Below are 13197 nucleotides of genomic sequence, written 5' to 3'. Positions count from 1 at the left end.
GCTTACAGCGGCCTGATCCAGATGTTGCGGATGCGCACGGGAGGATCGTTTTTGTGGTCTTGGATGCGGATGGGGGCCTTCTCCGGAAACTCTCCGCTGTAATCGGTGATCTGCTTGTGCTTCGTCGGCCCCATGATTTTTGTGTGGTTCTGCACGCAGACGCCATTCACAAAGGTCGTGATGTAGGCTGGCTCCACCACCTTTCCACCCTCCAGCTTGGGGGCGGTGAAGACGATGTCGTAAACCTGCCACTGCCCGGCGGGACGCACTGCATTCACCAGCGGCGGGGTCTGGCCGTAAACGCCGCCAGTCATGCCGTCGGCGTAGGTCGGGTTGTTGTCGCAGTCCAGCATCTGGGATTCATAGCGGTCCATGAAAAACACGCCGGCATTGCCCTTTTTCTGCGAGTTGCCCTTGGTGTTTGGCTCGCTCATCCATTCCAAATGAAGCTGGCAGCTCGCAAATTCCTGCTTCGTCCAGCAGTCGCCACCGGCGATCTTCATGACTCCGTCTTCGATCTGCCAGGGGCATGGGACCAGCTTTCCCGTTTCTTTGCCCTTGGCGTCTTTCTCCTTCGCCTGGAGGGCATCGGAACTGGTGCCGTTGAAGATCACGACTGCATCCGCCGGCGGCGCACCAGGCTTGTCTCCGGGAGCCACGGCGGCTGGGCGCGGACGTTCAATGTCATGCACTTTCCACTTTGTACCCGGGATGACAGGGGTGTCTGAATAGCCGATCGGCGAAGGTTTGTCTGCCGCAGGGGCGGCGGCTTTGGGATCGGCAGCCGTGGCGGAAAGGCTCGCCAGTGCGAGCAGGAGTGTGGTGGCGGTGTATTTCATGCGGGAAGCAGCAAACGAGAAGGCGCAGGCGATGTTGCAGGTCAAGATGTGAAGTATTCGAAATAACGGTTGCCAATCTCCCGGGACAGCCGATTCTAATCGCCCATCAAAAATCGCGGGATGGAGCAGCCCGGTAGCTCGTCAGGCTCATAACCTGAAGGTCGTAGGTTCAAATCCTACTCCCGCAACCAATTTCAAAAGCCCTGCAATTCAACGAGTTGCGGGGCTTTTTTATGGGGTGAGCGCCGGAGACAGCGTGGCACGCTTTCCTTCCAAATTCCGTTCCTGGGATGGGGCTGTTTCAAAGCGACCTTGCAGATACTCCAGGAGGCTGCGGCTGAAGGTCTGGCGCGCTTGAGCCGTCGAAAAAGTATGGTCTGCCTCTGGAACAAAGAAGCACTGGAGGCTCCCCTGCTTCATCAACTGGGTGGCTTTGCGGCGCGCCTGATACATGAGCAGGAAGTGCCCGGGATCATTGTCCGAAACAAACATGACCAGTCTCCGGGCGGCTGCGGCGACCCGCTGCAGATCACCCGGCAGATCTTTGCGGGGCGGATGCCCATAGTCGCACTGCGGCGCGGCCTCGGCACTCGGCGCATCCAGCCTTCCAGGCTTTGGCAAACGTGGCAGGAGGTGGCTGGCGAAGCGTTTCACTGAGCCCGCAAACCCAGTGCGTGTCTTGCCTGTGAGGAGCATTTTCCACTGGCTCCACTTGAAGATGGAACGCCAGTACTCCCGCCAGGCCACGAGCTGTTCAGTGTTCGTGTCATTGATGATCATTCCCTCCCTCCAAAAGAAAACGAGAGGATTGATGAGCACGCTTTCAATGATCGCAGGATGCCGCAGTTGCACGGCAGACTGGAAAGCCACGTAGGCTCCGGAACAAAGACCCATCAAAACAATGGGCCGCCCTGGCTCCCGCGCATGCAGGAAGTCACACACCGCGGCCACATCGCGAAAAGCCGTGGCGGCGTACGCGTCATTCTCCTTGCCTTGCTCCGCCAGCACACTGTCGCCAAGTCCATTGAGGTCGAACCGCAGGCAGGGATAACCAAGCGCCGCGAGCTGCCGCGCCAGCTGCACATGCAGCCTCCCGGGACCAATCCGATAGGCCGCCCCGGCATTGAGCATGACGATCCACGGCAGCGAATCCGAGAACTCCACAGGTTCCGTCATGATGCCAAACAAATCGGGCGCACGGCTGATGCGCAGCGGGAATTCACGCAGTGCTGCCGGACTGGAGACCTGCATTGAAATCATGCCCGGGGAAGGAGCCGCACGTCGGCCTGGAGCGGACGGGGGCGCCTTGGACACCATCCATTCCTCAATGTCTTGCAGAGCCTCCTGCGGCACCACGGTGTCATGGGGCTCAGCCATCATGCCCTCGTAGCCAGGCAGCACCTTCTGCTCTGCTACCATGCCTTGCTGGCACAGATGCTCCAGCAGCGCCGAGTCACCACCCGCGCTGGTGTGTGAGGCGATCAAAACGTTTCTGCAATGCACACCGCCAGACAGAAGATCGATCTTGGCGAGCGCGTCCAGGGTCTCCCGCGTGTAGACAAAACCCATGGCCTCCACGCAGTTTGAGGAACTGCCCGCTGCGAGCTGCGCCGTCTGGCTCAGGGCGGTGAGTTCACGCACATACCGCCGCCCTTTCACAATCGGAGACCACAGCACCAGATTCTCCACTTCGTGATGCTGCGCATGAAGCACCGCAAGCGCCGCGCCCATGCGCAGCCCCACAAGGCTGATTTTCTGACAACCTGCGGTGTTGCGCAGCCATTCCGCGGCATCGTTCACATTGACCAGCCATGTGGCCAGCCGATGCGGATCTTCCTCGGTGCCATCGGAATCTCCCGTGCCGAGGTAATCCGGGCGCAGCACTGCAAATCCTCGCGCTGCCAGACGGTCCGCCAGATGCCTCAGCGTACGATGGGAATGCACCTGCTCATGCCCCAGCGGAGGGCAGATCACCACGCCATGTGCACCCACCGTGCCCGCTGCTGCGTGCAGCCAGGCAAACAACGCGTGCCCGCCACTGTCCAGGTAGAACGCTGTGCGCTCCACCTGACCCGCCTGCAGAGAGTGCTCTGGCACGCGCGGTTGTGGCTCATCGGGGGGCATGACTGGGTTCGTGGGGTGCGCTGCTCAAATCAACCGAGACTTCACCCATCACATTCAGGGCTTCCACATACGCTCGGAAGACCGCACTGTCACCGTCCTGGGGAGAAAATGACACTTCTTTCAGCCGGCCTGGCGCCAGATGGAAATAGTTGTCGGCCGGCAGAAACCCCCGGGCGGACAACCGCACGCAGTGGAGCAGGCGTTCGCTTTTCAAAGTGACAAGATAATGCCCGCCCCCCGTGGCCACCGCTTTCGCCTGCAGCATCTCGGCACACTGCGGCTGAGGCTCCGGATCGCGCATCCGCGTGAGATGGACGGACTCACTGATGATCTCCCGCCCGGCCGTGAGCCACGAGGCGATCACCACATGGTGGGACTGCGGGCCGAACCGATACGCGTAGTTCACATCATAAAACACACCCAGAATTTCATCCACACTGAGTGTTTCAAGAGAACGGGCGCCCACTTCCACCGCGATCTCATGGCGGGCGACGCTGACATTCGGCTCGCGCAGCAGCTGCACCTCCACAAAGCCCTCCACGGACTCGGCGGTTTCATTGACGAGATGGACATGCAGACCATCCAGCCCCTCATCCGTGAGTGTCAGCTGGCGCGTCTGCCACATCCGCTTGAGCTGATAATAGGCCGCCTTTGGCGTGCCAGAACTGTCCACAACGCCCCATCCCGCAGCGGGCCAAAGATCCTTGTAGAACCAAACCAGCGCGCCCGCATTGCGGCTGTGGCCGCTGCGCCACTCCGCAAACGTCCGAGCCATCATCTCTCCGGATGTTACGCGGCTCAGTTCCAGATAGCGCGGCATGTCGAATGAGCGCAGGGCCACCGGGTCGGCTTGGAACAGCTCGCGCAGGTAATGGTCGCGCACATCTTCAAAATCCCATCCTGCGCCGGTGTCTCGCGGCACGCGCTGCTTCCAGCGTGGGTGGTGCATCGCCGGCACCAGCCCGCCCATGATCTCCTCGATTGTCTCAGGCTCCGGGATGTTTGCGAAGCCCAGGCACTCGCTGGTAAACTTCACATCGGCCTGACGGAGCTCACGCAGAGAGCGCAGATAGGCGCCGATGCCATAATAATGGGTGACACCCGTGCGCGTGTGAAAAGGCAGCACCCCGCCGCTCGGGGAGGATGGCACGTAGATGGTGCCCGGATGAAGCTGGCTGCACATCTCGGGCAGCTGCTCACCAAACCAGCGGTTGCGCCACAGCTCGCGCGCCATCCCCAGCATGGCGGCCTGTTGTTCGATCTCGCTGCTTCCGCAATAGACTGCCACGCAGGGATGCTGTGCCAGGCGGCGGATCTGTTGAGTCGCTTCCACGGAGATGTTTTCCGCGAATGCGGCGTCATCAACCGGGTAGTCCATGTTGGCAAACATGAAGTCCTGCCAGACGAGGATGCCCAGTTCATCGCAGAGACGGTAAAACAAATCGCTTTCATACGTCATCGTGCCGCCAATGCGCAGCATGTTCATGCCCGCATCACGCGCGAGCGTGAGATCATGCCGCAGATACTCCTCCGTGCCGTGAAGCGTGAAAATGTCGCTCGTGGTCCAGCATGCTCCGCGGCAGTACACACGGTCCCCATTCACGTGAATCGCGAACCCAGGATCGTTGCGGACTTCGATCTGGCGGAAGCCCACTTTCTCCAGCGGAAATTCGTGCTGCTCAACATCGGTTTCGATGATCACCTTTGCAGCGTGCAACGTCGGCGCGCCATGCGTGTGCGGCCACCACAGCTCGGGATGCTGAATGCGCAGCTCACCGCTCAAAGTTCCGTTCTGCCATTCCAGTGCGGCATGATGCCCGCCCACATGCAGCCGCGCCGAAGTGATCTCCAGAGCCGCCCCCACTTGAGCGCTGAAACGGACGACACCTTCCGTGCCGCTCAGAACAGCCGTTCTTTGCACCTCCGAGAGCATTACCGCCGAACGCTCCAGCCTCACCTCGCCCCATGGCCCCACCGCAGGCACCGGCGGTGACCATCCCGGAATGCGCCCGAGCAGGCTCGTGCGCAGCCAGCGCAGTTGCTGATTGTTGACGAGGTTGGTTTTCCAGCGCGGCCGCGGACGACGTTTTTTCAGATCTGCGCTGACCGAGCGAAAGCAGATCACCAGTTCGTTTTCGTCCTTCAAAGACCGGTCAACATCCACACGATAGGTGCGGAACATGTTGTTCGTGCTCAGCACAAGCTCACCGTTGAGCCAGACTTCCGCCAGTGAAGCAAGACCGTCAAAACAAAGCTCGAACAACTCATTGTCCGTGCGCGATTCAGCCGCAAAGGTGGTGCGGTACCACCAGTCCTGCGCATCGATGTCAGGTGGATTTTGCATGTCCCACCGACCGCGTGCGCGCAAAGCGGAGGCCACCGTGCCCGGCACAGACGCTGCAAACCAGTCTCCCTGCTGCGCCGGCGGGCTGGCCCCAGGAGCCTGAGCACAGCATGTCCACGGGGCAAAGTGAACGTGGTCTCTCATAAGCGTTTATGCGAGGAACACAGCCTTCAGCTGCTCCATGCCCCTGGACCAGTGCTCCGCCATTTGATCGACGGGCGTGAAATCAATCGGCTTTTTACGCGCCATCGCGCGTGCGAGCTGGAACTGCAGCGTCTTCGCACTGGTGGACAGCCAGCTGATGGATTCAATGGCGCCATCCAGCCCTGCGACATTCTGGCCTTGCAGCCATTTCAGATAGGTCGCCGCCAGTTCATAACAGGCACCAAACTGCCGCAGAGTGGCAAACGAGTACTGGTGAAAGGTGGTGATCGGCTCATTGATCAGCCACCGCATGTCCGCTTCGAAGCGCGCGCGGAATTTCACGAACGGATTCTCATCCGGGAGGCGCTGCAGCTGGCGTTTCAGCAGTCCGAGGGAAGCTCCCAGCAGCGCATCCCCTTGCAGCGGCGGCTGATGAGTGGTTTTAACGATCTCACAGTAAGGCGGCAGGATGTGGGGATTTTTTTCGCCGTTCAGATGGAATACATTCGCGAAATCATCACCGTGCAGGTGGTAGTAGCCCTGCGCATGGAAGTAGCCCAGGCGCCGCTGCTCCACATCGATCTCGACGACTGCCACCGTGGTTTTGACATGTTCCAGCTGATAAGCGCTCCCGGCGGTGTCTGGCAGGTAATACGAATCCAGCTCCACCAGCAGCGGCCTGCCGAGGGACAGCTGCTCTTCAATGTGGGCGGTCAGCGGGCGATAGAGGGCGAGTTCTTGAACATCCAGGGAGTACAGTTCAAACAAGTCCGCCACCTGGTATTTGAAGAAGGTCCATTGATCTCCTTCAAAGTCGATGCCGAGGGTGAATGGCAGGCCTGCAATGGGCTCCAGGCCGCGTGCATGCAGAAGTTCAATCCACACGTCCACATAGCAGTTCGTTTCCGCCCACTCGCGTTCCTGCGTGTGCAGGAGATGGCGCGTATAGGTCTGCGGATCGAGCGCTAAAAGCTGCTGGCTCATAGCTCCAACGCGTTTTTCACCTCGTAAGGCCAGAGGTCGGGATCAAAACCGTGGTGCTTGAACAAGGCGAGCGTGATGCGTTCGAGGCCAAATCCTATGCAGGCCGAATGCGCAGGCTCCCCGTTCGGCAGCTTGATGTCGAAGGCTTTGCCAAAATAATCCACGTGGCAGTTGGTCGAGGCAATCGCCGTCGGCTTCTGATCCGACGCCACGGCGAAGGTGAACTCGTGCTTCAGATCCTGATCTTTTTGCGAGGCCGCCATCACCCGGCCGCCCCGTCCAAAGAACGGATCGTTTGCCAGGACGACATCCACTTCGAGTCCGACCTCTGCCAGTGTGTCACGTCCAAGTTCCAGACACTGCCTGCGATGCTCCAGCGCCTGATCGGCAGTTCCCACACGCACGAACTCGCGCTGGCGGAAAATCTGCATGCGGCAGGGATCGATCGAAGGTTCATGCCGGAACACCTGGGACAGCAGGTCGACCGTTGCACCCTCGTCAGGCAGCGTTCCAGTCAGCGTCGGATAGAGCGGATAGCAGCAGGCGGGCGACAGCATCAAGCCGCTCGGCGCAAGATCCTGCGTCCATTCCTCTCCGTTCTGCCGCTTGGTCAGCATGGCGATGTGTTCACGATCACGCCCCATGAAACTGTGGACGGAACCCATCAGGTCGGGAAAATTTTCGATGTGGCTCGTCTTCAAATAGTGCTCCCGGCTGAGCACTCCGGGCAGGCGCATGATGTCTGCCTGAAAATGGGCGGCACGCCGTGTGACGAGCCGGTCAAAGCTTTGCAGCACGCTGTCAAAAACGCCGTTGTAGCCATACACGCCGCGCACGCCGAGGGGCACCAGCAGCCCTGCTTGCGTGACTTCGTCGAGAAAGGCCTGGTAGGCTTCGGTCAGGGGAAGAGTCGTTGTTGATGTACAGATCATAAATCAGGCCTCCTTGTGCACCATCAGCATCGTGGCATTGAGTTTCAAGATGCGGTCGTTGTTCACCATCAGCGCGGCGCCGTAGGCATCTCGCAGATGACGGGCAATGCTGAACTTGGAATCGTTGCGATAGCCCGAGATGCCGCAGATCAGCATCGCCCGGCCCACGATGTCCACGAACTGCTGCGATGAAGCCAGCTTCAAATTGTTCGTGCGGATGGAGAAACCAAATTCTTCAAAGACGCCCGGGCAGTTGCGGCTGCGCAGTTCGTCGTACTCCTGGGCAAGCGCCGCCACATTGTGCCGCATCAGCTGCAGCAGCTGGTCGACTTCCCCGAGACGGATCGCCGCAATGGGTGTCTCGCCTGGTGTCTTGCGCGCTTCGGCACGCACAAAGGCACGCGCCTGGTTCACCGCGTCCATGGCAATGCCAGACCACAGGGCACCCCACACAATGTGTGAATAAGGGTGCATCGTCTGGCCCAGAATCTCATTGAACGGCTGGGGAAGAATCTGCTCAGTGTTTCCAGCGGCCGTCAGTTCAAAACCCGAGCTGCAGGTGCCGCGGAAGCCCATGGTATCCCAATTGGAAATCGGAACGGCGGTGTAGGCGCCTTTGTGCACCATCACGTGCACCTGTTCATTCGCCGGTGCGTTGGGCGCGCTGCGGCAGGTCACTAAAATCTCATCTGCGGCTTCACCATAGGAAATGACCGGGGCCTTCTTGGTCAGTTTGAACTGATCTCCCGTGATTTCCACGGAGCAGATGCTCGAACGCAGATCGCCCCCGGTGCCGATCTCCGTCGTCGCCGATGCCATGAGGCGCTGCTCTTTGACCAGCTTTCGCAGGTATTCGCAGAAATAGGCGGATTGCTGGGCGTGGTGCACGACGCAGGCGACCTGGATCTTGTGCATCGCGTACACCATGGCCGATGAACCGCAGTACTGGCCCAGCGCCTCGCAGATCTTCGCGACCTGCACCATGCTGAGTCCCATGCCGCCAAATTCCTCCGGCACATACGCGCTCAGCAGTTTCGCTTCGCGCATGGCATTGATGGACTCGGTGGGGAACCGGGCGTTTTTGTCCACGTCCCCCGCGTGGGCGCGGAGCACTGATTTGCCAATCTGATGCACTCCCTTCAGGAGTTCGTCAAAATTGACCTTGTTACGTAGAAGAGTGCGTGCGCTCACGAGAGTAACGGTTTGTGGGTGAATAAAGGCAGGGCCAGACAATGCGGGATCGCTCCCGGACGGCCTAGGCAGCGAGTTTGGTGATCGCCTCCGCGATGGAATCGATGCTCTTGAAGGTCCGCCGCCCGATCAGGCTGTCGGGAAACTCCACGTTGAATTTGTCCTCCAGGGCCAGCATCACTGCCACCGTCGCTAACGACGTCAGTCCGGCGTTATAAAGGTCATCTGCCTCCGATACGTTTTCGACGGGGAATCGTCCATGCTGGGCGAGGACCTCCCGAATTTCGGGAACAAGCAGGCTGGTTTCAGTGGCGCTCATAATTATAAATGCACTGGATTGTGCATTTATAATAAACATAACAATCTTTACCCGGTCCAGTTAATTTTAATAAATCCTGAGGCTTTTTATACTGCCACCCTCTCGGTCTTTTTCACCACCCGCAAATGCAATAACTCTTTGGTTATCAATAAGCTGGCACCTTCCCTTCTGCGCTTTTGCCTCGCCTTCCCCGGTCTGAGGCTCGAGTTCAACGCCTCCATTTTAAAGATTTTACTCGGATTCCAATAAAGGAAAAAGCGCACAGGACTCCCTTTTTTGAAAAACTGAGAGAGATACGAAGTGTAATCTCTCTGCGGGCGGGAGGCCCATGCGCTTGATATGGCTCGTGCCGGAAGTCTCTTCTTAGCGAATCAGAGATCTCGACTCCTTGTAGATCCAGTACTCAACCCGGCCGTTGCGCACGCAGGCATAGGCATCGGTGGAAAGCCGGGTGTAACTGTGCCGGGCCCTCGTTTGCTCGTAAATGCTGGTCCGTCCTGGCGCAAAGGTCACAGGGACCATCCAGTACACCTGATGATTGAATTTGCCCAAGGTAGGAGTGCCATAGCTGATCACATTGCCAGGATTGACGCTCTGCACGTATCCTTCCCGCATGCTTCGGGTGAGCACGGGATAGCGCCCGCGAAAATCTTTGCCCGGCTTCTCTCCGGCAAGAGGATGGTTAAGTCCAGGATCAGACGCATAATCCGAGGCACCTGCTTGGGGAAGCATGCCCAGTGTGAAAACGCCCAAAAGAATCAACAGTACGGAGTGAGCCTTGGTATTCATGGCAGTGAATTTCTAGTTTAAGTTCTCGGATTGCGCAATGAATTTGTCTTTACCAAATCTAAACAAATTTGCCCATAATCTCTTTTCGCCCCTTTTGAGGCGCAAAATCTTCGTCAACGCCCGGCGGGCGGCACCCTGAAAGGGCCCGGTTTCCACCCTTCTCCATTCTGAATCGCCCCTGCCGCTACCACCATCAGCGCCTCGTGATCATGTGCACGTGGTGACTGATCGCCAGGGAGAGGCTTATGAAGGCCACGGCAGCCACAGACGTCCACTCATCCACGACAAACTGCTCCAGCTGCAGGAAGCAGAGCCGTGCGGCCATAAGAAATAGCAGAGTCATGGCAAAAAAGGGGCAGTTTCATTTCATTCGCGCCAAGGCGGCGGCTGGATGTATCAATCTGTGGCGGCCCCCCCTTTCGGTGCCCCGTTCACTTCGTAATAATCATCCTCCGCGATGTCAGGAATTCCTACCACAAGGACACGCATTTTTCCACGGGCACCATGTACCACCCCAGGCGGGATGTGGACCATGGACCCTTTGCTGACCGGCTGCTCCACGCCGTCGAGCACCACGCAGCCTCCACCTTCCAAGACGTAATACAGCTCGGTGGAGCGTTTGTGGTAATGCAACTTTGCGCCATCAATGTCCACCGCATGCGCCCACGCAGCGGGGGACAGCCCTGCATCCTCCCGGCTGATCAGCCGGTCCCGCCATCCGCAGGTGCTGCGCTCACGTGCGGTGTGTCCTTCATGACGGACGAGAAGCGGGCCTGAGGCGGACATGGTGATGCAGGGTTCCTATTTAAATCGATTGTGGGTTTTGATCTCATCCGCGAGGTGGGCGAAATCTCCCTTCTCGCAGAGGCGCACAAAACCTTCCGTGAAGCGTTTCAGTTCATCCCACACGCCGCGGATGTGCTCGGCTTCGTCCTTGTTGATGCGGCTGTCGGCGGCGGCCTTGCTGATGGCCGTCAGCAGGTCAGCAAACTGCTGCACGATCTCCTGCGTTGCGGGCATGAGCTCCATGCCACGCGGTCCGCCGCTGGTGGGGTTCTGCACAAAGAATCCATTCGCCTTGTGGCACAGCCACTGGATGAGCTGGTCGTCCTTGGTGATCTCGTAGAGCTGGCGCACGCGGTCCAGCGGATTGGAGGTGCCGCTGCCCTGCTGCTCGTCGGGCTGGGACCACTTGTAGGCGAGCGAGAGGGATACGCCCATCTGAGCCGCCACTTCTTTGAAGCTGGTTTGCTCGACGGCCTTGCTGATCACTTCATGGGAGTCCATGCCTGATTTGTTTCAGCATGCAGGCCGTTTGGCAAGCAGCATCCTCGCCCATCTGTGCCCGCAAATCTAAGAAATCCCCGCTCTTTGCCCTTGTGGGCGAAAGATCCGCACGCCTAGTCTGCCGCCCACATGAAACTCCCTTTCGCCCTTCTCCTTGCGGTCGCTCTGATGCTGACCTCCTGCATTGAAATCAAGTCCACGGTCATCGTCAGCAAGGACGGCACGGCCACCATCGAAGAAACCGTCATCCTGGGCCCCCACCTGACAGAGATGATGCAGGGCGGCCAGGCAGAACAGCTCAAAGGCCTCATCATGGACAGGAAGACGGCCGGCGAACGCGCCAAGGCCTTGGGCGAAGGTGTGACGGTCAAATCCTTTGAAGAGCTGAAACCGGCCGAAGGCAGGAGCGGTGTGAAGGTGGTCTTCGCCGTGGCCGATCTGTCCAAGCTGAAATACGAGCCGTTTGTGCCGGAGCAGGACGAAAAATCCGACCCCGCTCCCGAACCCATGACCTTTGCGCTGAAGGGCACTTCCCTCACCATCACCAGTCTTGAACCGGCAGACAAAAAAAGCGGCGAGGCGAAAGGCCAGGAAAGCCCGGACGAAATCGCAATGATGAAGTCGCAGATCGCGATCATGAAGCCCATGCTGCCCGGCATGCACTTTGCCGTGGAGGTGAAGGCCGCAAATGGCTTTGCCAGCTCGGACGCCACGCACTTTAGCAATGACACGATCAGCTTCCTGGACGTCCAGTTCGACAAGTTTTTGAACAACATGGACGCCCTTTACAGCCTGATCGACGCGGCGCAGAACGACATCAGCATGGCTGACGCAGCCGCCAAGTTTAACAAAACCGATGGCATCAAAATCGAGGGCAAAAACGTCGTCAAAGCGGAGCTGAAATAAGCCCGCCGCTCAGTTTCAGGTTTTAACGACAAGGAAGCCGGAGGGCATCATTCCTCCGGCTTTTTTGTGCTCACCTGTCGAGATCGCCATGAGTTTTCGTTTGCCGCACCGCTCCGATGCCGGAGAATCGGCGGCCATGATTGATTTCGTTCTGCACATCGACAAACATTTGGAAATCTTTGCGAGGGACCACGGCCCGCTGATTTACGCCCTGCTCTTCGCCATCATTTTCTGTGAGACCGGTCTCGTGGTCATGCCGTTTCTGCCGGGCGATTCCCTGCTGTTTGCTGTCGGTGCCCTCGCTGCCCAGAATCTCATCCGCATTGAGTACATCATCCCGCTGCTCATGTGCGCCGCCATCATCGGCGACAACCTGAACTACTGGATCGGTCGCAAAGCCGGAGGCTGGATCGTCAACCAGCGCTGGTTCAAGCGAGACTATCTCGCCAAAACGGAGGCCTTCTTTGTCAAGCACGGTGGCAAGGCCATCATCCTCGCCCGCTTCGTGCCCATCGTCCGCACCTTTGCTCCTTTCACCGCCGGCTTTGGCCGCATGGACTACCGCCGCTTCCTGGCCTACAGCCTCGGCGGCGGCCTGGTGTGGGTGCTCAGCTTCACCATCGCCGGCTACTTCCTCGGCAGCATCCCGGTCATCAAAAACAATCTGAAGCTTGTCTTCGTTTTGATCATCGTCGTCTCCCTTCTGCCCATCGTGTTTGAAGTGCTCAAGCACAAGGCGGAGGCCAGGCGGGCGCAGGCGAAAAAGGATGGCGCAGCCTAGCCTTTCATGATCTCTTCCTTCCGGGAACCATAGGGAGCTTCACGGTCCCTGCACTCGCGCGCCCGTGCTTGGATTCATGTAATAGCCAGGCGCACCACCCACCCCGGGTACATACACGGGCTGCGAAGGGAGCCTGCCATAGTTGGCAGGATACCCGCCATAAACCGGCATTCCGGGATACACCGGCATGCCGCCAATGGTCTGATAGCTCTGCACTCCGCCGAAGGAATTGATAACGCCGGTCGAGCTCCTGCTGCCAAAGGGGCCGGAGACGTTTTGCTGGTACATGAACTGATTTCCCCCTGGCATCGCGGTGGGTCCTGAACCTGGGGCGTATCCGCCCCGTGGCGGTGTCCCGCGGCTGCCCGCCATCTCAGCGATGCTGGGAGACCTCGGGCCGGTGCTGGTGGATCCCAGCGGCTGACTGGCAGACGGGTAGTAATAACTCGAGCCATCCCTGCTCGGCGGCATCGCGCAGGCGCTCAGGAAAAGTGCCAGAAGCACAGGCGCACAGAGTCGTGTTTTCATGCACCCATGTTACCACGGAGAACAACCCG

Annotated in this window: 15 protein-coding genes and 1 tRNA gene; 3 read left to right on the top strand and 13 right to left on the bottom strand. The window is 59.0% G+C overall.

The genetic code is table 11. The features are described from left to right. Positions 1–2 precede the first annotated feature (2 nt). Positions 3–839, bottom strand: coding sequence for a DUF1080 domain-containing protein (locus ACILSO_RS27925; RefSeq protein ID WP_395740779.1), 837 nt, complete (start codon positions 837–839; stop codon positions 3–5). Between the two features lie 114 nt (positions 840–953). On the opposite strand from ACILSO_RS27925, the gene ACILSO_RS27920 reads away from it, so the two are divergent. Further along, a tRNA-Met gene (locus ACILSO_RS27920) sits at positions 954–1030 on the top strand. 40 nt (positions 1031–1070) lie between these two features. Here the strand turns inward: ACILSO_RS27920 and ACILSO_RS27915 are convergent. The 10 genes from ACILSO_RS27915 to ACILSO_RS27870 all read right to left on the bottom strand — a co-directional run bounded on the left by ACILSO_RS27915 (position 1071) and on the right by ACILSO_RS27870 (position 10953). Continuing rightward, positions 1071–2936 (bottom strand): alpha/beta fold hydrolase, encoded by a 1866-nt coding sequence (locus tag ACILSO_RS27915; protein WP_395740778.1) that lies wholly within the window; start codon positions 2934–2936, stop codon positions 1071–1073. A gap of 13 nt (positions 2937–2949) precedes the next feature. Continuing rightward, positions 2950–5451, bottom strand: a complete 2502-nt coding sequence (locus ACILSO_RS27910; RefSeq protein WP_395740777.1) for a glycosyl hydrolase 2 galactose-binding domain-containing protein — start codon at positions 5449–5451, stop codon at positions 2950–2952. Between the two features lie 6 nt (positions 5452–5457). Further along, complete coding sequence (locus tag ACILSO_RS27905; protein ID WP_395740776.1) at positions 5458–6435, bottom strand: DUF1839 family protein; 978 nt, start codon at positions 6433–6435, stop codon at positions 5458–5460. Next, a complete protein-coding gene (locus ACILSO_RS27900) occupies positions 6432–7367 on the bottom strand; it encodes an amino acid--[acyl-carrier-protein] ligase (protein ID WP_395740775.1) in 936 nt (311 codons plus the stop codon). The genes ACILSO_RS27905 and ACILSO_RS27900 overlap by 4 nt, the downstream gene beginning before the upstream one ends. Before the next feature lie 3 nt (positions 7368–7370). After that, complete coding sequence (locus tag ACILSO_RS27895) at positions 7371–8558, bottom strand: acyl-CoA dehydrogenase family protein (RefSeq protein ID WP_395740774.1); 1188 nt, start codon at positions 8556–8558, stop codon at positions 7371–7373. A 64-nt stretch (positions 8559–8622) separates the two neighbouring features. After that, a complete protein-coding gene (locus ACILSO_RS27890; RefSeq protein WP_395740773.1) occupies positions 8623–8877 on the bottom strand; it encodes an acyl carrier protein in 255 nt (84 codons plus the stop codon). 363 nt (positions 8878–9240) lie between these two features. Beyond that, positions 9241–9609: a hypothetical protein gene (locus ACILSO_RS27885; protein ID WP_395740772.1), complete on the bottom strand. Its 369-nt coding sequence runs from the start codon at positions 9607–9609 to the stop codon at positions 9241–9243. Between the two features lie 250 nt (positions 9610–9859). Continuing rightward, a complete protein-coding gene (locus tag ACILSO_RS27880) occupies positions 9860–10009 on the bottom strand; it encodes a hypothetical protein (protein ID WP_395740771.1) in 150 nt (49 codons plus the stop codon). Positions 10010–10062: 53 nt separating this feature from the next. Then, positions 10063–10452 (bottom strand): cupin domain-containing protein, encoded by a 390-nt coding sequence (locus ACILSO_RS27875; protein ID WP_395740770.1) that lies wholly within the window; start codon positions 10450–10452, stop codon positions 10063–10065. 15 nt (positions 10453–10467) lie between these two features. Continuing rightward, positions 10468–10953 carry a phage regulatory CII family protein gene (locus ACILSO_RS27870; RefSeq protein WP_395740769.1) on the bottom strand — a complete coding sequence of 162 codons (486 nt, stop codon included), beginning with the start codon at positions 10951–10953 and terminating at the stop codon, positions 10468–10470. 129 nt (positions 10954–11082) lie between these two features. Here ACILSO_RS27870 and ACILSO_RS27865 point away from each other — a divergent pair, with 129 nt between their 5' ends. Beyond that, on the top strand, positions 11083–11859 hold the full coding sequence (locus ACILSO_RS27865; protein ID WP_395740768.1) for a hypothetical protein: 777 nt from the start codon (positions 11083–11085) through the stop codon (positions 11857–11859). Between the two features lie 15 nt (positions 11860–11874). Here the strand turns inward: ACILSO_RS27865 and ACILSO_RS27860 are convergent, their stop codons facing one another. Further along, complete coding sequence (locus tag ACILSO_RS27860) at positions 11875–11997, bottom strand: hypothetical protein (RefSeq protein ID WP_395740767.1); 123 nt, start codon at positions 11995–11997, stop codon at positions 11875–11877. On the opposite strand from ACILSO_RS27860, the gene ACILSO_RS27855 reads away from it, so the two are divergent. After that, complete coding sequence (locus ACILSO_RS27855; protein ID WP_395740766.1) at positions 11996–12640, top strand: DedA family protein; 645 nt, start codon at positions 11996–11998, stop codon at positions 12638–12640. The genes ACILSO_RS27860 and ACILSO_RS27855 overlap by 2 nt on opposite strands. A gap of 39 nt (positions 12641–12679) precedes the next feature. Here the strand turns inward: ACILSO_RS27855 and ACILSO_RS27850 are convergent, their stop codons facing one another. Continuing rightward, on the bottom strand, positions 12680–13168 hold the full coding sequence (locus ACILSO_RS27850; protein WP_395740765.1) for a hypothetical protein: 489 nt from the start codon (positions 13166–13168) through the stop codon (positions 12680–12682). Between the last annotated feature and the right edge of the window lie 29 nt (positions 13169–13197).

This window comes from Prosthecobacter sp. (genome assembly GCF_044226605.1).
Taxonomy (GTDB): Bacteria; Verrucomicrobiota; Verrucomicrobiia; order Verrucomicrobiales; family Verrucomicrobiaceae; genus Prosthecobacter.
This window is presented reverse-complemented; position numbering and strand designations above follow the sequence as displayed.

Coding starts and splice junctions, on each gene's coding strand:
- ACILSO_RS27885 (WP_395740772.1), bottom strand. CDS start 9,609: ATGCTTCCCCAAGCAGGTGCCTCGGATTATGCGTCTGATCCTGGACTT.
- ACILSO_RS27900 (WP_395740775.1), bottom strand. CDS start 7,367: ATGATCTGTACATCAACAACGACTCTTCCCCTGACCGAAGCCTACCAG.
- ACILSO_RS27880 (WP_395740771.1), bottom strand. CDS start 10,009: ATGACTCTGCTATTTCTTATGGCCGCACGGCTCTGCTTCCTGCAGCTG.
- ACILSO_RS27850 (WP_395740765.1), bottom strand. CDS start 13,168: ATGAAAACACGACTCTGTGCGCCTGTGCTTCTGGCACTTTTCCTGAGC.
- ACILSO_RS27870 (WP_395740769.1), bottom strand. CDS start 10,953: ATGGACTCCCATGAAGTGATCAGCAAGGCCGTCGAGCAAACCAGCTTC.
- ACILSO_RS27925 (WP_395740779.1), bottom strand. CDS start 839: ATGAAATACACCGCCACCACACTCCTGCTCGCACTGGCGAGCCTTTCC.
- ACILSO_RS27860 (WP_395740767.1), bottom strand. CDS start 11,997: ATGGCCGCCGATTCTCCGGCATCGGAGCGGTGCGGCAAACGAAAACTC.
- ACILSO_RS27910 (WP_395740777.1), bottom strand. CDS start 5,451: ATGAGAGACCACGTTCACTTTGCCCCGTGGACATGCTGTGCTCAGGCT.
- ACILSO_RS27905 (WP_395740776.1), bottom strand. CDS start 6,435: ATGAGCCAGCAGCTTTTAGCGCTCGATCCGCAGACCTATACGCGCCAT.
- ACILSO_RS27865 (WP_395740768.1), top strand. CDS start 11,083: ATGAAACTCCCTTTCGCCCTTCTCCTTGCGGTCGCTCTGATGCTGACC.
- ACILSO_RS27875 (WP_395740770.1), bottom strand. CDS start 10,452: ATGTCCGCCTCAGGCCCGCTTCTCGTCCGTCATGAAGGACACACCGCA.
- ACILSO_RS27855 (WP_395740766.1), top strand. CDS start 11,996: ATGATTGATTTCGTTCTGCACATCGACAAACATTTGGAAATCTTTGCG.
- ACILSO_RS27890 (WP_395740773.1), bottom strand. CDS start 8,877: ATGAGCGCCACTGAAACCAGCCTGCTTGTTCCCGAAATTCGGGAGGTC.